The sequence below is a fragment of the Nonomuraea sp. H19 genome (assembly GCF_052068215.1).
Taxonomy (GTDB): Bacteria; Actinomycetota; Actinomycetes; order Streptosporangiales; family Streptosporangiaceae; genus Nonomuraea.
Map to the genome: position 1 here is coordinate 25,548 of NZ_JBQHCV010000045.1, position 22,413 is coordinate 47,960.

Consider the following 22,413-nt stretch of genomic DNA (forward strand, 5'->3'; position numbering starts at 1 on the left):
CCTCACCGGTTGTAGAGCCTGCGTGCCCACAGGTATCCGCCCAGCGCGATGGCCGCGCTCCAGAGTGCCGCCGCCGCGAAGCTGGATCCCGCGGGCTGCCCGGCCAGCAGCGCGCGCAGGGTTTCGATGACCGGCGTGAACGGCTGGTGTTCGGCGAACCAGCGCAGCGGGCCCGGCATCGACTCCGGCGGGACTACACCGCTGCCCAGGAACGGCAGCAGCATCAGCGGCATCGGCAGGTTGCTGGCCGTGGCCACGTTCTTGGTGACCATGCCCAACGCGGCCGACAGCCAGGTGATCGCGAAGGTGAACATCGCCAGCACACCGACCACCCCGAGCCAGTCCAGCGCAGAGGCGGCGGGGCGGAAGCCGATCAGCAGGGCCGTCAGCGTCACCGCCGTGATCGCGATGAAATTCTGGACCAGCGCGCCGAGCACGTGCCCGGTCAGGACCGAGACGCGGGCGATGGCCATGGTCTTGAACCTGGCGACGATGCCCTCGGTCATGTCCACGGCCACCGAGATCGCGGTCCCCTGCGCGGCGCTCGCGATCGTCATGATCATGATGCCGGGGGTGATGTAACCGGCGTAGGCGGCGCGGTCGCCGCCGATCCCGGCGCCCATGATGCCGCCGAGGACGTAGACGAACAGCAGCAGGAGCACCACCGGGACGCCCGCGTAGGTGAGGATCAGCGTGGGGTAACGCCACATGTGCCTGATCTGGCGGCGCAGCATCGTCGCCGAGTCGATGATCGCTCTCATCGGGAAGACTCCTCGGTCAGGGCGAGGAAAACGTCGTCCAGGTCGGGCGTGTGCACCGACAGTTCGGCGACGTCGACGGCCTGCGCGTCCAGCCATTCCAGGAGTTTCCGCAGCGCCCGGACGCCGGTGTCGGGAATCTGCACCGTGAGGGACTCGTCGTCGCGCGAGGTGGCTCCCACGTGGGAGGCCGCCCTGAGGTAACCGTCGGGATCGGCGAAGCGCACGACCAGATGCCCGCCGGGGACCAGCCGCTTGAGCTCGCCCGGCGTCCCCTCGGCCACCAGGCGGCCCTGGCTGAGCAGCGCGATACGGTCGGCGAGCTCGTCGGCCTCCTCCAGGTACTGCGTGGTCAGGAAGATCGTCACGCCGTCCTGTGAGACCAGGTCTCGGACGATCTGCCACATAGTGCGGCGGCTGCGCGGGTCCAGCCCGGTGGTCGGCTCGTCGAGAAAGATCAGCTCGGGGCTGCCGACGAGGGTCATGGCGAGGTCGAGGCGGCGGCGCATGCCGCCTGAGTAGGTGACCGCGGGCTTGCGTGCGGCGTCGGTGAGGTCGAAGCGCTCGAGGAGTTCGCGGACGCGCCTGCGGCCCTTGGCTCGGCCGAGGTGGAGCAGGTCGGCCATGAGCCGCAGGTTCTCCTCGCCGGTGAGGAAGCTGTCGACCGCGGAGAACTGGCCGGTGACGCCGATCGCGGCACGCACCTTGTCGGGTTCCTTGGCCAGGTCGTGCCCGGCCACCCAGATCTCGCCCGCGTCGGCCTTGATCAGGGTGGACAGGATTTGCACTGTGGTGGTCTTGCCCGCGCCGTTGGGGCCGAGCAGCGAGAAGACGGTGCCCTGCGGGATGGTGAGGTCGATGCCGTCCAGGACACGGTGGGCGCCGTAGGACTTACGCAGTCCCGTCACCGAGACGAAGGTTCGCATCGCGTTCACCCCCGATCCCAGGTGACGGGCAGGCTGTGCATGCCGTAGACCTGCGAGGGGTCGGTGCGCAGCGACAGGTCTTCAGCCGGTACGGCGAGCCGCAGCGTCGGGAAGCGGATGAGCAGCGCGGGAAATGCGACACGCATCTCGATGCGGGCAAGCTGCTGACCGAGGCACTGATGGACGCCGTGGCCGAAGGCCAGATGCCCGGCGGCCGAGCGGCGCAGATCGAGCACGTCGGGGTCGGAGAACCTGGCCGGGTCCCGGTTGGCGGCGTTGATCGCGATGACGACCGTGTCGCCCGCCTTGAGCTGCCTGCCGCCGAGCTCCACGTCCTCCAGCACGCCGCGCATACCGGTGGCGGCGACGGACAGGTAACGCAGCAGCTCCTCCACGGCGCCGACGGCCAGGTCGGGGTCGCCGCGCAGGGCGGTGAGCTGGGCCGGGTTGCGCAGCAGGGCGAAGGTGCCGAGCGCGAGCATGTTGGCGGTGGTGTCGAGCCCGGCGCCGAGCAGGAACGCGGCCACGCCGCCGAGTTCCTCGTCGGTCAGGTCGCCGCCGGTGGCCAGGTCGCTGAGCAGGTCGTCGGTCGGCTTGGCCCGCTTGGCGAGTGCAAGCTCCCGCAGGTAGGTGCCGAGCTCGACGAAGGTGGCGTACTGCGCCTCAGCGGTCCCGGCGTCCGGCAGGGCCCGGGTGGAGCTCTGGAACTGGTCGCGATCCTCCTGTGGCACGCCGAGCAGCTCGCAGATCATCAGCGCTGGAACCGGCTGCGTGAAGACCTCGACGAGGTCGGCGGGCGGCCCCTGCCGCTCCATCGCGTCGAGCCGCTCACGGGTGATCTCGGTGACCCGCTCGGTGAGCAGGTTCATCCTGCGGACGGTGAACTTGCCCGCCAGCAGCTTGCGGAAGCGGGTGTGCTGGGGTGCGTCCATGCCGGTCAGGTCGCCGACAGGGGCGGGCGGCAGGTGCCCGCCCGCCAGGGGGTGGTAGTGGGTTTCGTAGCGGGAGCTGAACCGCGGGTCGGCGAGGATCTGGCGGACCAGGTCGTATCCGGTGATCATCCAGACGCCGGGGGCGCCCTCGGGCGTGGCCGCGCGGGCGATTGGCTGCTCTGCGCGCAGGGCGGTGAGCGAAGGGGCGGGATCGAAGGGACAGGCGGGTGCGCGGTCGAAGGACGGAGTGACCGGCTCGCCGCGATAGTACGTGTTCGCCATGATTGAAAGCTACGTTGCTTTCAGAAATTCTGTCAATCAGTCGATGCACATAAACGCAGTTGAAAGCCAGTAAATTGATGCGTTGACGCTGAAGTTAAATGCAATGAAACATTGCATTGTGTGATGCCGAACGCAATAGTGGTGTCATGTCAGAAGGAAGGTTGACCCTGCAGGACCGCCGGCGCATCGCGACCGGCCTCGCCGAAGGCCGCTCCTACGCCGAGATCGCCAGGCGGCTGGACCGGCCGACCTCGACGATCAGCCGTGAGGTCGGCCGCAACGGCGGCCCCAGCGACTACCGCCCCGAGCGGGCGCACCAGGCGGCGGCGCGGCGGGCGCGGCGCGGCACCCCGGCACGTTCGGCCGAACCCCAGGACCGCAAAGTCTTCGAGGTGGAAGAGGGAGCCGTCGAGATGGCGGTCGGGATGGGCCTGCCGAAGATGGTGGCGCGCGTGCTCATCGGCCTGTGGCTGAGCGAGGACGGCAAGCTCACCGCAGCCGAGCTGTCGCGCGGGCTGAACGTCAGTCCCGCCTCGATCTCCATGGCGGTGGGCTACCTGACCCAGCAGGGGCTGATCAGGCGCGAGCGTGATCCGCAGCGGCGGCGCGACATCTACGTGGTCGACGACGACGCCTGGTACCACTCGACGGTGATCAGCGCGCGGCAGACGCTCGCGGCGGCGGAGATCACGAAGGCGGCGGGGCAGACGCTCGGGCTCGACACGCCCGTGGGACGCCGCCTGGCCAGGGGCGGTGCGTTCTTGGAGCGGATCAGCCTGGACGCTCTGGCGTCGGCCGAACGCTGGCGCGACCTCCCGCCATGATCAGACCGCCAGGATTGTGCCCCGGATTTCAAGTGCCGCGGTCCAATAGCCCCCTCAACGCCCACGAGGCCCTGCTCGACCCGCGTAAACGAAACTCCCGCACGCAGCGCCACGCCAGCGGCACCATGTAACGAAACTCCGTGCGAGGCTCCCGAATGCAGGCTGACCGTCAGCCAGCCTGCGACGGGACGTCGCCGCCGCTACTGCTCAACCGCCTGCCGAGTTCGCGCGCATCGCAATACGACGCGATCGTGACCTACTCCGGGCTGCCCGGCTGCGCGACATCCCCGCTCAGCGCCAGCCGCTTGGCGACGTCCAGCCGTACCTCGCCGTAGGGCTGGACGTGCTGCCAGAACAGCGGGGTCAGCCCGCGCCGGTCGGCGGGCTTGAGCAGCTTGGCCCACTCCGGATCGGCCAAGACGTCCTGGAGCATCAGGGTGTTGATGTACACGAGCGCTGCCTGCAGGATCCGCAGGCACAAGACGGTCATCTCCAGTTCCTCGCGCCGGTTGGTGATGTCGCCGCCCTTACCGTAGAAGATCACCGAGTTTGCGCCGTTGGAGGACTCCACCACGTTGAGCCCTTCCTGGATCTCCCGCTGCAGTTCCCGGAGACGGAGGTAGCGGGCGACGAAGATGGTCTTCTGCGCACGGCCGACCTCCAGCATGGCCTGGTAGGTCGGGTGGGAGGCGGATTCGGTGAAGCGGCGCAGGATCGGCTCGGTGGAGGCGGTGCCCTGTTTGATCGCGGTCGCGTACTTGATCATCTGGTCGTAGTTCTGCTCGATCACCTCCCACTTGATCGGCCGGGATGGTCTTGAACTCGTGGACCAGGTCCTTCAGCGTCTGCTCGCCGCCGGTAACAGCCGGGAAGATGACCGCGCGGACCGAATCGTCGGGATGGCCGAGGGCGGCGTCGGCGACCTTGAACAGGATGTTCTCCTTCCCAGTCACCCGCTTGAACGCATTGATCAGCTCCTTGGTCACCTTGCTGTCGGCCCGCGCCTTGATCCGATGCACGGTGGCGATCAGCAGCTCCACGAGCGTGTCGGTGATCTCCCGCTCGCGTTCGTGGATCAGCGCCGCCAGCAACAGGACCGTGAGCTCGCGCGGGTGGGTGCGCATGTGTGAGGGCGCCTCCACCACGGCGCGAGCGCGCCATGCCGCCAGCACCTTGGGCGCCACGTCGGCGAACAACCCGGGTGGCAGCTCGATCGAACGCACCGCCGTCAGCTTGCGGATCTCATTCATCATCGACTCCAGGCTCACGTTGCCCGGCGCCGACTTGATGAAGGCCAGCAGGTCGAAGTCGTCGTCTTCGTCGGCCGGCGACTCGCCCGCGGGCGAGTCGCCGTCGCCCGGCTCCTCGTCGTCGGCGTCGCGCTCTTTGTCGAAGTCGACCAGGCCGCAGGTGCGCTGCGTGGTCTCGCCGCTCAACCGGGAGGAGATCCGCAGTGACCAGGTGACTTCCGCGTTGTGCAGAGCCGAGGCGACGATCCGGGAGATCCGCCCGGGAGTGGGCGGCTCGATCCTCTCCTCCCGTAGATGCTTCAGTAGTTCTTCCCGCACCCGCTCGGCCGTCGCTCAGCGTGCGCGACGTTCTCGGCCAGCCACACTGTCACCTTGGTCGCGTCCGCGGTTGAGCAGGTGCGGAAGCCGAGGTGTGTGCGGATCTGATTGCGGTGGTACTCGATCGTAGAGCCGGACTACTCGTAGAAGCCGAGCTCCAAGGCGGGCACCTGGACCTGCTTGGCGACGTGCTCGACGACCTGGTCGGGCAGCTCCGAGCGTCCGCGCGGAAACGGCCGTACTGCGTGTAGAACTTCAGCAAGATCGCGAAAGCGAGGCGCGTGGCACCGCGCTTGCCGGCGACGAGGTCGCGCTCTTCGTCCAGGATCGTCCAGTGCTCGACCAACTCGTCGATGTGTATCGGGGGGTGCGTCATGTCCGTCCAGCATTGACCAGGTAAGTCACAACAAGATCAACGCCGTTTGGGGCTCATGACACGATTCTTAGTGACACCCCTACTTTCGCGCCCATCGGGAACGTCACGACAACGGTACGGCCCAATACGCGCGGCGGCGTGGAACAAAAGATGCTGGGATACATGCCCGAGCGGGTCGTGGAGCCCACCCTCGGCGCACCCTCCTCCGCCGAGCAGTCGCTGTGCTATGGGAAATCACCCTGACCGCAGTTCCGCCGCGACCGCCCGTTCCCGTAGCTGGGCCGCCTCCGCCCGGGCCGCCTCCAGCTCAGAACGCAGATCCTCCAGCCGTACCCGCTCCAGCCGCAGCTCGGCCACCAGCTGATCGCGCTCCTTGCCCGCGGCGTCGGCGCGGGCCTTCTCTCGCGCGATCAGCTTCCGCTCCCGGGCCAGCGCGGTCCGGGAGTCCTGCTCGACCGCGGCCACCTTTTCCTCCAGCCGCTCCACCTCGCCGGCCGCCCGCGCGGCGTCCTTGAGGGCGACCGCCCGGTCGCGTTCGGCCTCGGCCACGGCCCGTTCGGCTCTGACAGCCCGCTCCACGGCGCGCTCGCGCTCCTGCGCCGCCGCATTCTCCCGCGCCGTGGCCGCGATCACGTCGCGTTCGGCCTGCTCACGTGCGCGTACGGCCGCAGCCGTCTCCTCCCGGGCCCCGTCCCTTTCCTCCCGGGCGCGGTCCGCCGCCTCCTCAGCCTGTACGGCCTGCGCCCGGGCTTCGGCGGCCCGCCGCTCGGCCAGCTCCACCTGATCGGCCAGCTCCTGGACGGCATGATCCCTGGCCTGCTCGGTCAGCTCGACCTGGTGAGCGGCCTCCCTGGCCCGCTGCTCGGCCAGCTCCGCGCGCCGCTTGGCCTCCTCGGCCGTCTGCAGGGCCTGGCGTTCGGTGCTGGCGGCCTCGCGCAGCGCGGCCAGCGCCTGCTCCCGTGCCCGCTCGGCATCATTGAGGGCGGTCTCCCGCTCCCTTTCCGCCTCCTCGAGCCGGGTCCGCATCTCGGCCGTCTGCCTGCGGGCGTGCTCGGCGGCCTCACGCGCCAGCCGTACCTGCTCGAACGCCTGCTCACGCTCGGTACGCGCGATGGCGACGCGCGTGTGCGCCTCGGCCTGCACGGCGCTGAGCTTCGCCTCGACGCCCGCCGGGCTCAGCTCGTCGGCCAGCGCCCGCGCCAGTGGCTCGATGGCCGCGGCCAACCCGCTCTCCATGCGGTCGTACAGCTGTTCGGCCCTGGCCAGCGCCCCCTCCAGCCCGGGCGTGGCGCGGCGCAGCTCGCGCTCCCGCTTGGCAGCCGCCTGGCAGTCCTTCTCGGGACAGTACGCCTTGGGCCGGCCGCGCCCGCGCCGCTGCTCGATGGGCGCTCCGCAGTGCTTACAAGGCGTCACGACACTGGTCTCCGCAGTCACCAACTCAGCGTACCATTTTTGATTTTCCAGAAAATAGAATTCAGAAATTCTGATCCGTTGCGTCCTGGGAACGGCCATCCAACTTGCGGGAATGCAGAATTCCCGCAAGTTGGGTGAGAAGCCGACCGACGGGCCAGCAGACACTGTCCGCTCTTGGGACCCGCCACTTAAATTTCTTGGGCGTTCGTCACAGGGTTTCAGCGCATTGTGTGACTGGCCATCAAACTGTCCTGCGGCTTCGTCGCTACCTGTCGCAGCGTTGGTCACCTCTTGTCGTTCTCTCCTGGCCATCGATGAGCAGATCTCCCTTTTGGGCTCATTCGACCTACTCGCGGCGTCTCTATTTCCGGTTTTGATGAGAATTCGGGACCGTGTAGGCGCTTGCCGGAGATCCCTCTTCCTGTTGTATTCTGCCGTTCACGAGATGTGAAGCGGTAAGAGAGTCTTCCCCTCTTTCCTTCGCCTACCTTTTCTTCCCATGTAGCGCCTGCTCGATTGCTCCAGAAGTTCTTTTTCTTCGGTTTAGGGAAAGCATCGATAGCCGCTCTGACCTGCGACTATGTGAAATTCGCACCCCTGTGGTGGCCTTAGCACCGGCGTCCGGCTGCACGCTTCAGTGGCCTGCCGGATCGTTCGCTGGCTTCGGGCTGGCCATAGTGGCACTACGGTTCACGGGCCAGCCTGTGGTGCGACGACAATACATGACCGATCTTGCGACAGCTTGGTGACCAATGAGCGGCTGACTTGCACGTTGGTCATAAGATGTCGGCGTCGCTGGTCAGTAGTTGTCGCAGAGGAGAGTTCGCTGCTGGCGGCCGAGAGCTTGTGTTGAGGTTCTACGGACCCACGTTACGCATGGCGTTGTCACGCCAGCGGTCCACGGCCGTGATGTACCGCAGGACCACCGGTGAGGCCGGAGCCCAGCGGCCGTGCTTGGCGATGACGGCGACCGGGACGCCGGCGGCGTAGGCCACGGTGGCCCCCCGCACGCAGCTCAAGCGGGCGGTGGGGCGATGACGGCCTGAAGGGCGGCGCTGAGCGCTCGGGCCTGCACCGGCGAGTGGGGGGCGTCACCAAGGGGAATGGCGCTGTTGTCGCGGTGCAACGTCACCACGCCGTCCTGGAGAGTGACGGCGTCGAAGGCTCCGCCGGGCAGCCGCACACCGGGCCGTCCGTCGACGTCGGCCAGCGGCGGCACCACCAGGCCGGTGGCCGCTTGGGCTGCGGCGAGCTGGCGGCGCAGTGTCTGCAGTTCGCGTTCGGCCATCTCCAGCCGGGTTGCGGCGGTGGCTTGGCCCAGGCGGGCCTGCTCCCGTTCGGCCTGCAGCCGATCGCGTTCCTCCTCGAAGCGGCGCTGGCATTCTGCCAGGTCGTCGCGTACCGCGCGGGTTTCGGCGCGGGCCTGCTCGGTGCTGGTGGTGGCCTGGTCGAGCTGCTCGCGGGTGGTGGCCAGGTGTGCGCTGTTCTGCTCCAGGTGTTCGTTCAGGCGGCGGATGTCGGCGCGGGCCTGGTGCAGCTGACTGTCGCGCTCGGCCAGGGCGGCGGCGCGTTCTTCGGCCAGGTCTGTGGCGCGGGACAGGTCGGCGTCCAGGGTGCGCAGCTGCTCGGCTTGGCGCCTGGTCAGGGCTTGTTCGTCGTGCAGCTCGGCGGTGAGCTGGCCGATCTGCATGCCGAGGCGTTCGGCGTTGGCGCGGGCTTCGCCGTGGATGCGGTCGCGGTGCTCGTCGGCCGCGCGCTGGGCGTGGAGGGCCTCCTGCTGGCCGCGCAGGGCCGCGTCCCGTTCCTGTTCGGCCGTCTGGCGCGCGGCGTGGGCGGTGCGCATCGAGGTGCGGGCCTGCTCGGCGTCGGATTCGGCCTGCTGCATGCTCATCTCGGCTTGGGCCAGCTGGGTGGCGATGGCCTCCCATACCTGCATGAGGCGCTCGTCCAGCTGGTGCAGGTCCTCGCGTTCGGCGGCCAGCTGGGCGTCGCGCTGGTGCAGCCGGGCGCGGATCTGGCCGGCCTCGGCGGTGAAGGCGCTGACCGCGGTGTGGGTGGCCACCGCGGCGGGGGCGCTGTCGGCGGTCCGGCTGGCCTCGTTGGCGCACAGCTTGCAGCAGTACTTGCTGGGGCGGCCGCCCTTGCCGGGCTCGCGTTCGTGTTTGGCGCGGTCGCAGCCGGGCCGGGCGCATTGCCGCAGCACATCGTCGGTGTCGAGGGCGAGGCAGTCGCGGGTGTGGCCTCGCCCGCCGCGGGGCGGCTCCTCCCCGCTCGGCCCGGTGGTCGGCCCCGTGGGCGCCGGGACCTCGTCCCGTTCGATGGGGAGCCCGGCCGGCGGCGGGGGAGTGGCCGGGGCGTCGGCGTGGTCCTGGCTCGCGGTGCCGCGCGGCTCGCTGGGGTCGAAGCTGATCTCCGTCACGAGGCGAATTTAGCATCAGCACATGCACTATTTTTAGGTATTTCGCATATCGCTTATGCGTTTCTTTTATGATCACTGAGAAGGGGACTTCTCGAAGATCATTTCTGGTAGGGTGCATCTCGTGACCGAGTCCGCCACGGCCTCCCGGCCGGATTTCCGCCCGCTCCCCGCAGCCGCCTTCCCCAGCGCCTCCGCCGCCGGACTGGCGCTGGGCCCCGGCCCGGCGATCACACCCGCCCGCGACCCCTATCTGCTCTACCTGGGACGCCTGGGCAGCGCCGACTCTCGCCGCGCCATGCAGATCTGCCTGGACCACATCACCCGCATGCTCACCGGGGACCGGCTCGACGACGCCACCGTCACCGGCCAAGGCCAGCCCTGGCACCACCTGCGCTACGAGCACACCGCCTGGATCCGCGAGCAGATCGACCAGATGGACTGGTCGCCCGCCTACCGCAACAAGCACTTGGCCGCGCTGCGCGGCGTGCTCAAGGAGGCCTGGAAGCTCGGCCTGCTCAGCAGCGACGACCACCTGCGGGCCGTGGCCCTGGCCCCCTTCACCGGCCACCGCGAGCCGGCGGGCCAGCACGTCCCCGACACCGTCATCGGCGCCCTCATCGCCGCCTGCGACGCCGACCGCTCTCCCGCCGGCGCCGCCACCGGCGCCGGACTGCGGGACGCGGCCATCATCGCCGTGCTGGACGCCTGCGGCCTGCGCCGCGCCGAACTGGTCGCCCTGCAGTACACCGACTACGACCGAGCCCGCCGCATGCTCACCGTCATCGGCAAGGGAGACAAACAGCGCCGCATCCCCGTCAACTCCTTCGCCGCCCGCCGCCTGGAGGCCTGGCTCGCCCGCCGCGGCATCCACCGCGGCCCGCTGTTCCCCCGTCTGACCCGGGGCGGGGCGATGCGCACCGCCCCGGACGGCCGCCCCTGGCAGATGCGCCCCCAGGCGGTGCGCGACATCCTCGCCAAACGCACCGAACAGGCCGCCACCACTGCGGTACGGCCCCACGACCTGCGCCGCACCTTCATCTCCAACCTCCTGCCGCAGGCCGACGCGATCATGACCGCCCGCCTGGCCGGCCACGCCAGCCCCAGCACCACCCTCGGCTACGACGTGCGCCCGGACGAAGAGGCCCGTGACGCCGTCGAACGGCTCCGCGTCCCCACCGTCGCGCCCCTGCTACCGGACACGCCCGCTGACCAACCGCCTCCCACCGCACCCTGATGGGACCCGCCACTTAAATTTCTTGGGCGTTCGTCACAGGGTTTCAGCGCATTGGTCACATGATTGCACCGCTCAGATCGAGACAAAGTAACTCACAGTGCTTGTTTCTGCCCTGCGGGATCTTCGCGTCTGCCTGAGCTGGCCGTGAAGCTGACCCCTAACCGCCGCGGCGAAAGCATCGGCCAGCTGAATCTCGCCATGCGCGGCGTGGACGGGGCCTGAACTGTCGCCTGATGGACCTTCGCCCGTCTCCTGGGCTGCTGGCCAGTGCAATAGACGTGACCAATTCCATTGAAATCGTGATGAGCAACGATGCCCCGACCAGCGGTTTCCGGGGTCGAGGAACCGGCGGACAGCCGTTATCGATGAGAATGATCACGGAGCTACGGAAGATTGGAACGCCCGCTTTGTAACAGGTTGATCGCTGTGCGTTGATGGCGGGCGGGCTCGGCCTACTTTGCTGGCATGCCTGCGGAATTCCTGTCTGCTGAGCAGAGAGCGGCCTACGCATCGTTCGCCGAGATGCCGTTGCTGTCGGATCTGGAGAAGTTCTTCTTCCTGGACGCCTTCGACCGAAACGTGATCGCACAGTCGAGGGCTGATTCGCACCGGTTGGGCGTTGCCGTCCAGATCGGGACGGTTCGGTACAAGGGGTTGTTCCTGGAGGATCCGCTGGCGGTGCCGTGGCCGGTGGTGAACTATCTGGCCGAGCAGCTGGGGATTAGGTGACGCGTCGCAGGTCAAGAAGTATGCCGCTCGCGCGCAGACGGCCTACGACCATGCGTGGGTGATCCGGGACGCCTACGGCTACCACACCTTCGACGACACCGACAGCTGGAGCGGGCGGCAGCTGACGCGCCAGTTCCGAACCTTCCTGCACGGCCGGGCGTGGACACACGCCGAAGGGCCGGTGGCGTTGTTCGAGCAGTCGGTGGCGTGGCTGCGGCGGCATCGGGTGCTGCTGCCCGGGGTGACCGTGCTGGAGCGGCTGGTGGGCAGCGTGCGGGAACGGGCCGATGCGCGCATGTACGCGGTGGTGGCCAAGCAGGTGCGCCGCGCCGATCCGGACCTGCCAGGGGCGTTGTCGGGTCTGCTGGTGGTGCCGCCAGGATCGCGTGCCTCGGAGTTGGAGAAGCTGCGGCAGGCGCCCAAGCGCACGTCGGGCACGGAGATGGTGCGGGCGCTACAGCGGGTCGACAGCCTGGCCGCATTCGGGCTGCGCCGGGTGAACGTGTCGAAGGTGCCGGTGCGGCGGATGAAGACCCTGGCCAAGTACGGGGCGGGCAGCAAGGCGCCGGCCCTGGACCGGCTGGTCGAGCCGCGCCGGACGGCGACGCTGCTGGCGGTCACCCGGAGCCTGGAGGCCGAGGCGATCGACGACGCCCTCGATCTGTTCGCGCTACTGATGGCCACCAGGCTGATCAGTCCGGCCCGCCGCAAGTCCGCTAACGAACGCCTGCGCATGCTGCCCCGGCTGGAGCGGGCCTCCAAGCTGGTGGCCAAGGCCGGACGCGTCCTGGTCGACCAGCTCGACCTGGTCGACCAGGAGGGCGCCGACCTCGATGTGGCGGCGATGTGGACTGCAGTGGCCGAGATCGCCGGCGCTAGCAAGGAACAGGTCCGTGCGGCGCTGGACGTGGTGGAGGAACTGGTCCCCGAGGATGATGGCGCGGCCGAGGCGGCGATGCGGGCCGCGCTGGTGGAGAAGTACAACACCGTGCGCCCGTTCCTGCGGCTGCTGGGCGAGTCCAAGGCGCTGTCTGCGGCACCGGGTGGGCGTCGGGTGCTGGCCGCAGTGCGCAGGTTGCCGGAGTTGTCGCGACGGCAGGTGAGCAAGAAGCCGCTGCTGCCCAAGGAGATCGACGCCGCGCTGGTGACCGCGTCGTGGAAGCGGGCGGTGTATGCCAACCCAAACGTGCCACAGGGCGCGGTGGATCGTGACGCGTATGTCGTGTGCGTCTTGGAGCACCTGATGCGGGCCCTGACGATCAGGGATGTGTTCGCCTCGCCGTCACTGCGCTGGGCCGACCCGCGCGCGCATCTGCTGGCCGGGGCGCAGTGGGAGGCGATCGAGCAGGACGTGCTGGCCTCCCTGTCGCTCACCGACCCGGTCCAGAAGCTTCTGAGCGACAAGGTCCTGGCCCTGGACGCGGCCTGGAAGCAGATGGCCGCCCGGCTGGAGGAGGCGGGCGAGGACGCGCTGGTCTCGGTGGTGACCCTGGCCGGCGGCGGGCGGGCCCGGCTGTCGGTGGAGAAACTCGGCGCGCTCGGAGAGAGCGAGTCGCTGGAGTGGCTGCGGGCCACTTGCCAGGCGATGCTGCCCCGCATCGATCTGCCCGAGCTGCTGCTGGAGGTGCACGCCTGGACCGGTTTCCTGGACGCCTACGTGCACCTGGCCGACATCTCCACCCGCATGAACGACCTGCCGAGATCGCTGGTGGCGCTGCTGATCAGCGATGCCTGCAACGTCGGGTTGACGCCGGTGATCAAGGCTGGGGATGAGGCGCTGACCCGTGGTCGGCTCTCGCACGTGGATCAGAACTATGTGCGCGGCGAGACGCACGCCGCGGCCAACGCGATCCTGATCGAGCACCAGGGCCGGGTGTCGATCGTCGCGGCATGGGGCGGCGGGTTGCTGGCGTCGGTGGATGGGCTGCGGTTCGTCGTCCCGGTCAAGACGATCAACGCCGGGCCCTCACCTAAGTACTACGGTTACAAAAGGGGTCTGACCTGGCTCAATGCAGTAAATGATCAAGTGGCGGGGATCGGGCAGATGGTGGTGCCGGGTACGCCCCGCGATTCGCTCTACATCCTGGACTGCCTGATCAACCTGGATGCCGGGCCGAAACCCGAGGTGGTCACGACGGACCAGGCCAGCGACAGCGACATGGTATTCGGGATCTTCTCCATGCTCGGCTACCGGTTCGCGCCCCGTTTCGCCGACCTGGGCGACCAGCGATTCTGGCGGGCCGACCTGCCCGACGGCAGCACTGGCGACTATGGGGTGCTGGAGGTGATCGCCCGGAACAAGGTGAACACCAAGAAGGTGCTCACGCAGTGGCCGGACATGGTGCGGGTCGCCGGGTCGCTGGTGACCAACCAGGTGCGCGCCTACGACCTGCTGCGCATGTTCGCCCGCCAGGGGCACCCGACTCCGCTCGGGCAGGCGTTCGCCGAGTACGGCCGCATCGACAAGACCTTGCACCTGCTCAGCATGCTGGACCCGATCGATTCCAGCTACCGCCGAAGCCTGGGCAAGCAGCTGTCAGTCCAGGAGTTCCGGCACCGCCTGGCCCGCAAGATCTGCCACGGCGACGCCGGGAAAATTCGGCAGGCCTACCGGGAGGGCCAGGAAGATCAGTTAGCGGCATTAGGGCTGGTGCTCAATGCCGTGGTGTTGTGGAATTCGAAGTACTTGTCGGCGATCGTGGACCAGCTGCATGCCCAAGGCGTGCCGGTCAAGGACGTGGCCCGGCTGTCCCCGCTGGGCCATGCCCACCTCAACTGCCTGGGCCGCTACGCGATCGCTTCCTCGGCGCCGGAGAAGGGCCTGCGGTCGCTCGGAGCGGCGGCGCTGCCCCCGGATGGGTCGATGATCTCGGCTGTGGAGCTGGCCTCGCAGAGGAGACGGAAGATTCGTTCAACGCTGTTGCGGTGCTCCCGATATCTCGACTCTCATACGCGAGACGGATAGTTATTATGCGAAACGCGCGATTCCGATCGGAGGTCTTACCGGTTAGTCTGACTCGAAACACCGGAGTTTCGGCGTCAGGATCTGTTCATGCATTCATCAGCGCAAGAAGAGCTGTATTTGGCCGCGAGTAAAGTCCCCTGGGTTCCACAAGGGGATGGCATCTATTTCAAGCCCCTGCGTATCAATCGGAGAGCCGGAAGCTGGATCAACCTGCTCAAGGTCCAACGCGCGGGCCGGGTCAACCGGCACCGACACCTGGGACCGGTCGAGGCCTACGTCCTCGAGGGATCCTGGCGTTACCTTGAGCGAAACTGGGTCGCGAAGGCCGGGGACTTCGTGTTCGAGGCCGATAACGACATCCACACGCTGGAAGTCGTCGGAGACGCAGAAATGATCACCCTGTTCTCCATTCACGGGCCGTTCGAATACTTGGACGACCAGGACAACGTCATCGGCACCGAAACGGCCGACAGCAAACTAGATCGCTACGTACGGCATTGCGAGCAGTTCGGTATCGAACTCGCTCCCATAATCTTCTAGGCATTCCGATGAGAAACGACGACAATCTGTTCTCGTTGCACGGGCAGACGGCGATGATCACCGGAGCGGGCAGCGGGATCGGGTACTCCGTCGCACTGGCCCTGGCGGAAGCGGGCGCGGACCTGGTCGCCGCCTCGGACAGGGAGAACCTCGACGACATCCGCGAGCGCGCCGAGAAACTGGGCCGCACCGTCCATACCGCGGTGTTCGACGTCGCCGACGCGCAGCAGACGCGGAGCGTGGTGAGTGAGTTCGCCGAGGACGTCGACATTCTGGTCAACAACGCCGGGATCATCAGACGGGCGCCGGCGGAGCGGTTCACCGACGGCGACTGGCAGGACGTGCTGGAGGTGAATCTCAGCGCGGCCTTCCGGGTCTGCCGCCTGATCGGTCCTAGGATGCTGCGCCGGGGACAGGGGAAGATCATCAATATCGCGTCGCTGCTCGCGTTCCAGGGGGGACTCAACGTCGCCTCCTACGCGGCCAGCAAGCATGGGCTGGCCGGCCTCACGAAGGCCCTCGCGAACGAATGGGGCAAGTACAACGTGCAGGCAAACGCGATCGCGCCCGGATACATCATCACGGACACCACCAAGGACCTCCAGGATGACGGCATACGTTCCCAGCAGATCCTGGATCGCATTCCGGCAGGCCGCTGGGGCAGGGCTGACGATATCGCCGGGGCCGCGGTCTTCCTCGCATCAAGGGCCTCCGACTACGTGAACGGCCATCTCCTCGTCGTGGACGGCGGATGGCTGAGTCGCTGAAGGCACACAAGGACAAGAAAGAGAGTATGACGATGCATCGCTACACCGACCGGGTCGTCCTGATCACCGGCAGCGGTTCCGGCATCGGCAGGAACCTGGCAGAACGTTTCGCCGCCGAGGGGGCCACTGTGGCGGTGGCCGACATCAACGGTGATGCCGCGAGAGAGACCGCGAAGGCGATCACCGACTTGGGGCACCGGGTCCAGGCCTTCACCGTGGACGTCGCCGACACGGTTTCCGTGCACGGTCTGATTGAAGAGGTCGAATCCGCTCTTGGCGGGATCGACGTCCTGATCAACAACGCGGCGTCCACGCTGGATCTGCCATTTTTGGACTTGTCCGAGCGCGAGTGGGATCTCGATGTGGGTGTCACCCTCAAGGGGCCGTTCCTCTGCTCGCAGGCCGTGCTTCCCGGCATGCTGCAGCGCGAGGGGGGTGTGATCCTCAACATCGGCTCGGTGAACGGGTTCTCGTACTTCGGGAACGATCTCTACAGCGCCGCTAAGGCCGGGCTGCTCAGCCTCACCAGGGCTCTGGCGGTCCGTTATGGGCGGAGCGGGGTACGCGTTAACCTCATCGCCCCCGGAACGATCCGGACCCCGTTCTGGGACGGCCGCCTGGCGAAGGACCCTGCCGTTCACCAGCGGCTGGCTCGCTGGTATCCGCTCGGCCGGATCGGTGAACCGGACGACGTGGCGGACGCGGCGCTGTTCCTGGCCTCGAGCGCGGCCTCCTGGATCACCGGCACGGCGCTGACGGTGGACGGCGGTCTTCTGGCGGGCAATGCCGTGATGACTGCCGACATTCTCGGCGAGGATTATTGAGGGTTCAGGTTCGCGGCGGGTGTGTGCCGTCGGGCAGCGGCTCGCGGCTGAGCGCGTCCAGCATGAGCCGACTGGCCGTTGACAGGGGCCGGTCGGCCGGCCAGTGCACCGCGACCTGACGGGGAGCGGCCCCGGCGAGTCGCCTGAGCCGGACACCGTTCGTGTCGGAGCAGTGGCCCGCGAGAAGATTCGTCACCCCGATCCCGAGCCCGCTGCGTACCATGGCGATCAGGGTTTGCGGCTGGTTGGTCATGAGTACGGGTTCAATGTCATGACCGACCTGGGAAAAGGCCGCATAGGTCTCCAAGTTCCCGGATTCGGGAAGGTCTGACCTCCCGATGGTGATCAGCGGCTCGCGGGTGAGGATCTCCAGGGACAGATCGCCCGGCTGGTCGGCCAGCGGGTGCCACTCGGGGATGACCGCGACGAGCGGCTCCTCCCAGAGCAGCACGCGCTCGGTGCTGCCCTCCGGCAGTACCGGCATGACCGGCCGCACGGCGATGTCCACACTCCCCGACAACAGATCGGCGCCGAGTTCCAGGGTCGACTCCTCCACGAGGACCACCTGCACTCCCGGGTGCCGGCGCTGGAACTCCATCAGCAGCTTCGGCAAGAAGAGCGCACTCGCGCTCGGGTAGCAGCCGAGTGTGACCAGGCCGCGGCTGGCCTCGCGGAACTTGTCCATCTCGCCTTCGCAGCGCTGAATGGCGGCAACCACCTCCCGGGCGTGCGCGGCGAACGCCCGGCCGGCGTCGGTCAACGCCACTGGCCGCCGACGGCGGTCCAGAAGCTGGAGTCCCACGGCGCGTTCCAGCGCCGCGACGTGGGTGCTCACGCGGGGCTGTGAACGGTGAGTCGTCGCCGCGGCTGCGCTGAAGCTTCCCGAGTCGACGATGGCGAGGAAGGACACGAGCCATTCAGGGCGGACGTCATTGATCAACATGGCCACTACCAACGGATGTTCGAGCGCGGGGAGTCACCGAAGTGTTTCACATGGACGAAAGTGCGCTTGCGACGCTGCACACGGAGCGTGTCGACTGGCGTTTCAAGGGCTTGCCCTCCACGGTACAGGGGCGGAGCGTGGGCGAGCTTGCCGAGGCCCGCCTCGACCTGTTCGAGGCCGGCTTCACGACGCCGGTGCTGACCCTGTCACGCGCGGCCGTCGAGCACAACATCGCCGTGCTCGCCGGGTTCGCGGCCGAGCACGGCCTCGACCTGGCTCCGCACGGCAAGACGTCCATGGCGCCGCAGTTGTTCGCCCGCCAGGCCGCCCACGGCGCGTGGGGGATGACCGCCGCCACGATCACGCAGGTGCGGGCCTATCGCGCCTTCGGGATCTCACGGATCTTCCTCGCGAACGAGCTGGTCAACGCCGCCGCGCTCTCCTGGATCGCGACAGAGCTCGCCGCCGATCCCGGCTTCACCTTCGTCTGCTGTGTGGATTCCGTGCGCGGGGTCGCCTTGATGGACGAGGTGCTGCGCTCGCGACCACGCTCGCGACCGCTGGACGTCGTCGTGGAATTCGGCACGGCGGGCGGCCGCGCGGGCTGCCGTACCCTGGGGGAGGCCAGAGGGGTGGCGGACGCGGTCGCGGAGAGCGCGGCATTGCGCCTCGTCGGCGTGTCCGGCTACGAAGGCATCGTGGCGCACGAGGCCACACCGGCCGCACTGCGTAGCATCAGGGACTACCTGCGAACCATCAGCGGGCTGACCCGGCAGTTCGATGTCGAAGGCCGGTTCAAGCAGGCGGACGAGATCGTGGTGAGTGCGGGCGGGAGCGCATACTTCGACATCGTGGCCGAGGAACTGGCCGGGCCGTGGCTCTTGTCCCAGCCGACGCGCGTCCTGCTGCGCAGCGGTGCATATGTGACCCATGACGACGGCTTCTATGCCGGGATCGGGCCGTCCTCACGCGGCGTGACGGCGGACGCGCTGCGACCCGCGCTGTTGTTGTGGAGTCAGGTGATCTCCCGCCCTGAGCCTGGCCTGGCGCTGCTGGACTTCGGCAAGAGAGACGCTTCCTTCGATGTGGGACTGCCGGTCCCCCGCCAGATCCGCCGTTCGGATTGCTCCTCGATGCCGGTCGAGGGGCTGGAGGTCGTGTCACTCAACGATCAACACGCCTATGTCGCCGTAGAGGGAGACACGCAGCTCGAGGTCGGCGACTGGGTGGGCTGCGGCCTCTCGCACCCCTGCACGGTCTTCGACAAGTGGTCTCTGATCCCCATGGTCGAGGACCGCATCGTCGTCGACTACATCCGTACGCTGTTCTGAGGTGATGGACTCATGAACTGCACCTTCCGGGGCGCCCAGGTCGTGGACGGCAGCGGCCGGCCCTCCTACCGCGCCGACGTCGTCACGAAGGCCGGCATGATCACCGAGATCACGGAACCCGGGCAGGCAACGGCGGGCACCGGACGCGTGCTGGACGTCGACGGGCTCGTGCTGGCGCCGGGCTTCATCGACATGCACGCGCACTCCGACCTGGCCCTCCTCACGGACCCGCATCATGTGGCAAAGGCGGCGCAGGGCGTGACGCTTGAGGTCCTCGGGCAGGACGGCCTCGGCTACGCGCCGGTCGACGACACGACCCTCCGGCAATTGCGGATCCAGCTCGCCGGCTGGAACGGCGATCCCGAGGATCTCGACTGGGACTGGCGTACCGTGGGCGGTTACCTCGACCGGCTGGACGAGGGCATCGCGGTCAACGCCGCCTACCTGATCCCGCATGGGACGGTGCGCGCGCTCGTCCTCGGCTGGGAGAACCGGCCACCGACCAGCGGCGAACTCGACAAGATGCGCGAACTCGTCGCCGAGGGAATGCGGCAGGGAGCCGTCGGCATGTCATCCGGCCTGACCTACCCACCCGGCATGTACGCCGACACGGAGGAACTCGTGGAACTGTGCCGCGTGGTCGCGGCCCACGGCGGCTACCACAGCCCACACCACCGCAGCTACGGTCGGAACGCCCTCGCCGCCTACGCCGAGATGATCGAGGTGTCGCGGCGTTCAAGCTGCCCCCTCCACCTCGCACACACCATGATGAACTTTCCTGACAACGCCGGACGCGCCGCCGACCTCCTGCGCATGATCGACGACGCCCTCTCCGACGGCTGCGACATCAGCATGGACAGCTATCCCTACACCGCAGGTTCGACCACTCTCGCCGCGTTGCTGCCGAGCTGGGCGGCCGAGGGCGGTCCGCAGGCGTTGATCGACCGGTTGCAGGACCTCCCGACTCGTACGCGGCTCCGACGGGAACTGGAAGAGCTCGGCTCCGACGGGTGCCATGGCGTACCGGTCGACTGGAGCACCGTCCAGATCAGCGGTGTCCGTGATCCCGCCAACCAGGCCTACGTGGGCGCCACGCTTGCCGACCTCGCCGTACGGGAGGGACGAGCGGCCGCGGACGTGTACTTCGACCTGCTCGTCCGCGACCGGCTCGGTACCACGTGCCTCCAGCACGTAGGGCACGAAGAGAACGTGCGTGTCATCATGCGCCACCCCGCGCACACGGTAGGGAGTGACGGGCTGCTCGCGGGAACTCGGCCGCACCCTCGTGCGTGGGGCACCTTCCCTCGCCTTCTCGGCCGTTACGTCCGTGAACTCAACCTGCTGACCCTGGAGGAATGCGTCGCGAAGATGACGTCACGGCCCGCCCGCCGCCTCGGGCTCCCCACCCGTGGTCTGGTCAAGCCCGGACACCTGGCCGACCTCGTGCTCTTCGACCCCGAAACGGTCGGCGACGTGGCGACGTACGACGAAGCTCGGCTGCCCCCGCTGGGCATTCCCTTTGTCATGGTGGCCGGTACCTGGGTGATCGATGAGGGGCGGCCCACTGGTGCTCGGCCCGGTCGTTCCGTCCGTCGGCTCCGTTGAGCGCGTCCCTTGGTGGCGCGAGACCATCCTGCTGTGGACCGTCGGTTCAACCCTTTGCCTGTCGGTTCCTGCACTGAATGGCAGGCAGGGCCGCCACCCGGTTCGGCGTCCAGATTCGTTCAAACGCTAGGCCAGACTGCATCGGTCCGCGTCGTCCGCAGCTCGTCACCTGAACCTTCACCAAAACGCGCTACGCCCCACTTCCAACGGAGCACGAGGCCGAGCGGTCGACAACAAGAATGATCTTGATGGCCGAGCAGCACCGTGAGGTTGAGCGCTGCCAGGAACAGGTCGAGCAGATCACCGCCGGAACACACGCGGTGCTCGCCATCGCCGACCAACTCGCCAGCGTCGCCATCGAGACCCCCGTAACCAAGGGCGACCTTGAGGTCGGCATCGAGCCTTCTGCTGCCAGCGGCAAGCTGTAGATCCTCTCTCGCCCCGGCGGGCCAGGCCGGTGTGCCATAGCGACTTTCTGGATAGAGGTTTTTGGACGATGTCGCGCCTGGTCGGTACGGTGTCCAGAAAGGTACCACGTTTCTGGACACCGCCGGAGGTAACTGATGACCGTCTGGGCGTACGCACGAGTCTCGACACGGGATCAGAACCCGCAGCTCCAGCTCGACGCCCTGGCAACCAGCGGCTACGACGAGCTGATCATGGAGAAGGAGTCGGGCAAGCGCGGTGTCGCGCGGCCGGCATGGGAGGCGCTCCTGGCGCTGCCCAAGGCGGGCGACACGCTGAAGTTCTGGAAGTCCGACCGGTGGGGCCGCTCAGCGGGACACGTGCTGACCACGGTCAACGACCTGCGCGACCGCGGCATCACGGTGATGTCACTGACGGAGAACTTTGATCTGGGCACCAAGGAGGGCCGGTTCATGTTCGCGGTCCTGGCTGCGGCCGCGGAGTACGAGTTGGAGCTGCGCGCCGAGCGCCAGGCCGAGGGGATCGCCGCCGCCAAGCGCCGCGAGGCCACCGGTGCCATGCTGCCCGGCAAGAAGAAGACCGGCCGGCCGCGCGTCATCGGCCCTGCCGAACTGGCCACGCTGCGTCGCCTGGTCGACGAGGGTGTCTCGATCACCGAGGCTGCCCGCACCCTCAAAATTGGCCGCTCCACCGCCTACGCGGCTCTCGCAGGACGCTGACCAGCAGCTATCCCACCCGCGTCCCGCTGCTGTCCTTCGGAGTCCTAGCAAGATCGTTCTCATCGATAACGGCTGTCCGCCGGTTCCTCAACCCCGGTTTCGTCACGTGATTGCAGTGGTTGGTCATCACGGCTGCAGCGGAATCTGCCACCGTATCGCTGGGATGACGGCCGGGACTGACGTGTCCTTGCCGTGCGTGCCGAGCACCTACAGTTAGCGTGGCTGCATGAGCCCCGGGAGTGCCTCTGCGTGCATGCGTCCCGGGGCACCGCTCACCTGGCACGTGGTGGTCTCGCTACGCCGATCCGGCCGTGCTGGATCGGGCGATGGAGCACCACTCGCCGACGCTGCTGTTCAATCTGGCGCGCGAGCATCTGATGGCGGCCAAGGTGATCCGGCCCGGCGCGCTGGTGTTGGCCAAGATGGTCGGCACCAGCGCGTAAGGCGGCCTCGATCTGACGTCGCAGCTGGTGGCGCACCTGCTGACGGTGGAGGTTCGCTCCGATCTGGAGCGGATGCTGCTGGTGGATGCAGGGTTGGGGATGACCCGGCTGGAGTGGCTGGTCACGCTGGCCGGAGTGCTTCGGCGGCCTCGGTGAAGACCGCGATCGACAAGCTGACCTGGTTGCGCGCGATCGACGCCCACTGTCTACCGGCGCCGACCGCCAGGCCGCCATCAAGAGTTGACCGTGGACGAGTAGCGGGAGGCACGTCCGTTACCGCCATCGTGATGAATGGACCATGGTGGGCTCCAATAAGAAATAACCCCTGGGTTCCTGAGCGCCTCTCCAGGTCCTCCCGCCCCAGGACCAGGGCGTTCTCTGTGCAGAGC

General features: G+C 67.8%; 20 protein-coding genes and 1 pseudogene. 13 read left to right on the forward strand and 8 right to left on the reverse strand.

What is annotated here, in order from left to right:
* Nucleotides 1–2 precede the first annotated feature (2 nt).
* The 3 genes from ACTMTI_RS52105 to ACTMTI_RS52115 are packed head-to-tail and all read right to left on the reverse strand — an operon-like array spanning nt 3 to nt 2,898.
* Nucleotides 3–761: an ABC transporter permease gene (locus ACTMTI_RS52105; RefSeq protein WP_441128349.1), complete on the reverse strand. Its 759-nt coding sequence runs from the start codon at nt 759–761 to the stop codon at nt 3–5.
* On the reverse strand, nt 758–1,684 hold the full coding sequence (locus tag ACTMTI_RS52110; RefSeq protein WP_441128350.1) for an ATP-binding cassette domain-containing protein: 927 nt from the start codon (nt 1,682–1,684) through the stop codon (nt 758–760). The genes ACTMTI_RS52105 and ACTMTI_RS52110 overlap by 4 nt, the downstream gene beginning before the upstream one ends.
* Before the next feature lie 5 nt (nt 1,685–1,689).
* Complete coding sequence (locus ACTMTI_RS52115; RefSeq protein WP_441128351.1) at nt 1,690–2,898, reverse strand: cytochrome P450; 1,209 nt, start codon at nt 2,896–2,898, stop codon at nt 1,690–1,692.
* Nucleotides 2,899–3,044: 146 nt separating this feature from the next.
* Here ACTMTI_RS52115 and ACTMTI_RS52120 point away from each other — a divergent pair, with 146 nt between their 5' ends.
* Nucleotides 3,045–3,722, forward strand: a complete 678-nt coding sequence (locus ACTMTI_RS52120) for a helix-turn-helix domain-containing protein (RefSeq protein ID WP_441128352.1) — start codon at nt 3,045–3,047, stop codon at nt 3,720–3,722.
* Nucleotides 3,723–3,978: 256 nt separating this feature from the next.
* Here ACTMTI_RS52120 and ACTMTI_RS52125 read toward each other — a convergent pair whose 3' ends face one another.
* Nucleotides 3,979–4,488: a Tn3 family transposase gene (locus ACTMTI_RS52125; RefSeq protein ID WP_441128376.1), complete on the reverse strand. Its 510-nt coding sequence runs from the start codon at nt 4,486–4,488 to the stop codon at nt 3,979–3,981.
* Between the two features lie 31 nt (nt 4,489–4,519).
* On the opposite strand from ACTMTI_RS52125, the gene ACTMTI_RS52130 reads away from it, so the two are divergent.
* Complete coding sequence (locus ACTMTI_RS52130; protein ID WP_441128353.1) at nt 4,520–4,852, forward strand: hypothetical protein; 333 nt, start codon at nt 4,520–4,522, stop codon at nt 4,850–4,852.
* A 1,048-nt stretch (nt 4,853–5,900) separates the two neighbouring features.
* Here the strand turns inward: ACTMTI_RS52130 and ACTMTI_RS52135 are convergent.
* The 3 genes from ACTMTI_RS52135 to ACTMTI_RS52145 all read right to left on the reverse strand — a co-directional run bounded on the left by ACTMTI_RS52135 (nt 5,901) and on the right by ACTMTI_RS52145 (nt 9,498).
* Complete coding sequence (locus tag ACTMTI_RS52135) at nt 5,901–7,100, reverse strand: hypothetical protein (RefSeq protein WP_441128354.1); 1,200 nt, start codon at nt 7,098–7,100, stop codon at nt 5,901–5,903.
* Nucleotides 7,101–7,936: 836 nt separating this feature from the next.
* Nucleotides 7,937–8,089: a hypothetical protein gene (locus tag ACTMTI_RS52140; RefSeq protein WP_441128355.1), complete on the reverse strand. Its 153-nt coding sequence runs from the start codon at nt 8,087–8,089 to the stop codon at nt 7,937–7,939.
* A gap of 5 nt (nt 8,090–8,094) precedes the next feature.
* Nucleotides 8,095–9,498, reverse strand: a complete 1,404-nt coding sequence (locus ACTMTI_RS52145) for a hypothetical protein (protein WP_441128356.1) — start codon at nt 9,496–9,498, stop codon at nt 8,095–8,097.
* Between the two features lie 121 nt (nt 9,499–9,619).
* On the opposite strand from ACTMTI_RS52145, the gene ACTMTI_RS52150 reads away from it, so the two are divergent.
* The 5 genes and pseudogenes from ACTMTI_RS52150 (at nt 9,620) to ACTMTI_RS52170 (ending at nt 16,557) form a co-directional block, all read left to right on the forward strand.
* Nucleotides 9,620–10,732 carry a tyrosine-type recombinase/integrase gene (locus ACTMTI_RS52150; RefSeq protein WP_441128357.1) on the forward strand — a complete coding sequence of 371 codons (1,113 nt, stop codon included), beginning with the start codon at nt 9,620–9,622 and terminating at the stop codon, nt 10,730–10,732.
* A gap of 465 nt (nt 10,733–11,197) precedes the next feature.
* A pseudogene (locus tag ACTMTI_RS52155) lies at nt 11,198–14,294 on the forward strand (Tn3 family transposase); the annotation flags it as partial.
* A 219-nt stretch (nt 14,295–14,513) separates the two neighbouring features.
* Nucleotides 14,514–14,966 (forward strand): 2,4'-dihydroxyacetophenone dioxygenase family protein, encoded by a 453-nt coding sequence (locus tag ACTMTI_RS52160; RefSeq protein ID WP_441128358.1) that lies wholly within the window; start codon nt 14,514–14,516, stop codon nt 14,964–14,966.
* Nucleotides 14,967–14,974: 8 nt separating this feature from the next.
* The gene (locus ACTMTI_RS52165; RefSeq protein WP_441128359.1) at nt 14,975–15,733 is read left to right on the forward strand and encodes an SDR family oxidoreductase; all 759 of its coding nucleotides are present in this window, start codon (nt 14,975–14,977) and stop codon (nt 15,731–15,733) included.
* Nucleotides 15,718–16,557, forward strand: a complete 840-nt coding sequence (locus ACTMTI_RS52170) for an SDR family NAD(P)-dependent oxidoreductase (protein WP_441128361.1) — start codon at nt 15,718–15,720, stop codon at nt 16,555–16,557. Before ACTMTI_RS52165 ends, ACTMTI_RS52170 begins: the two co-directional genes overlap by 16 nt.
* A gap of 4 nt (nt 16,558–16,561) precedes the next feature.
* On the opposite strand, the gene ACTMTI_RS52175 is transcribed toward ACTMTI_RS52170, so the two are convergent.
* Complete coding sequence (locus ACTMTI_RS52175) at nt 16,562–17,500, reverse strand: LysR family transcriptional regulator (RefSeq protein ID WP_441128363.1); 939 nt, start codon at nt 17,498–17,500, stop codon at nt 16,562–16,564.
* A gap of 137 nt (nt 17,501–17,637) precedes the next feature.
* Here ACTMTI_RS52175 and ACTMTI_RS52180 point away from each other — a divergent pair, with 137 nt between their 5' ends.
* The 6 genes from ACTMTI_RS52180 to ACTMTI_RS52205 all read left to right on the forward strand — a co-directional run bounded on the left by ACTMTI_RS52180 (nt 17,638) and on the right by ACTMTI_RS52205 (nt 22,180).
* Complete coding sequence (locus tag ACTMTI_RS52180) at nt 17,638–18,831, forward strand: amino acid deaminase (RefSeq protein ID WP_441128365.1); 1,194 nt, start codon at nt 17,638–17,640, stop codon at nt 18,829–18,831.
* A 12-nt stretch (nt 18,832–18,843) separates the two neighbouring features.
* Entirely contained in the window at nt 18,844–20,436 is a 1,593-nt protein-coding gene (locus ACTMTI_RS52185; RefSeq protein WP_441128367.1) for an N-acyl-D-amino-acid deacylase family protein, read from the forward strand.
* A 248-nt stretch (nt 20,437–20,684) separates the two neighbouring features.
* Nucleotides 20,685–20,864, forward strand: a complete 180-nt coding sequence (locus ACTMTI_RS52190) for a hypothetical protein (protein WP_441128368.1) — start codon at nt 20,685–20,687, stop codon at nt 20,862–20,864.
* 135 nt (nt 20,865–20,999) lie between these two features.
* The gene (locus ACTMTI_RS52195) at nt 21,000–21,581 is read left to right on the forward strand and encodes a recombinase family protein (RefSeq protein ID WP_441128370.1); all 582 of its coding nucleotides are present in this window, start codon (nt 21,000–21,002) and stop codon (nt 21,579–21,581) included.
* Between the two features lie 239 nt (nt 21,582–21,820).
* Nucleotides 21,821–22,024, forward strand: coding sequence for a DUF4158 domain-containing protein (locus ACTMTI_RS52200; RefSeq protein ID WP_441128371.1), 204 nt, complete (start codon nt 21,821–21,823; stop codon nt 22,022–22,024).
* Nucleotides 22,025–22,051: 27 nt separating this feature from the next.
* Nucleotides 22,052–22,180: a hypothetical protein gene (locus ACTMTI_RS52205; protein ID WP_441128373.1), complete on the forward strand. Its 129-nt coding sequence runs from the start codon at nt 22,052–22,054 to the stop codon at nt 22,178–22,180.
* Nucleotides 22,181–22,413: the final 233 nt, after the last annotated feature.

Coding starts and splice junctions, on each gene's coding strand:
- ACTMTI_RS52105 (WP_441128349.1), bottom strand. CDS start 761: ATGAGAGCGATCATCGACTCGGCGACGATGCTGCGCCGCCAGATCAGG.
- ACTMTI_RS52110 (WP_441128350.1), bottom strand. CDS start 1,684: ATGCGAACCTTCGTCTCGGTGACGGGACTGCGTAAGTCCTACGGCGCC.
- ACTMTI_RS52115 (WP_441128351.1), bottom strand. CDS start 2,898: ATGGCGAACACGTACTATCGCGGCGAGCCGGTCACTCCGTCCTTCGAC.
- ACTMTI_RS52120 (WP_441128352.1), top strand. CDS start 3,045: ATGTCAGAAGGAAGGTTGACCCTGCAGGACCGCCGGCGCATCGCGACC.
- ACTMTI_RS52125 (WP_441128376.1), bottom strand. CDS start 4,488: ATGATCAAGTACGCGACCGCGATCAAACAGGGCACCGCCTCCACCGAG.
- ACTMTI_RS52160 (WP_441128358.1), top strand. CDS start 14,514: ATGCATTCATCAGCGCAAGAAGAGCTGTATTTGGCCGCGAGTAAAGTC.
- ACTMTI_RS52165 (WP_441128359.1), top strand. CDS start 14,975: ATGAGAAACGACGACAATCTGTTCTCGTTGCACGGGCAGACGGCGATG.
- ACTMTI_RS52170 (WP_441128361.1), top strand. CDS start 15,718: ATGGCTGAGTCGCTGAAGGCACACAAGGACAAGAAAGAGAGTATGACG.
- ACTMTI_RS52175 (WP_441128363.1), bottom strand. CDS start 17,500: ATGTTGATCAATGACGTCCGCCCTGAATGGCTCGTGTCCTTCCTCGCC.
- ACTMTI_RS52185 (WP_441128367.1), top strand. CDS start 18,844: ATGAACTGCACCTTCCGGGGCGCCCAGGTCGTGGACGGCAGCGGCCGG.
- ACTMTI_RS52190 (WP_441128368.1), top strand. CDS start 20,685: ATGGCCGAGCAGCACCGTGAGGTTGAGCGCTGCCAGGAACAGGTCGAG.
- ACTMTI_RS52195 (WP_441128370.1), top strand. CDS start 21,000: ATGACCGTCTGGGCGTACGCACGAGTCTCGACACGGGATCAGAACCCG.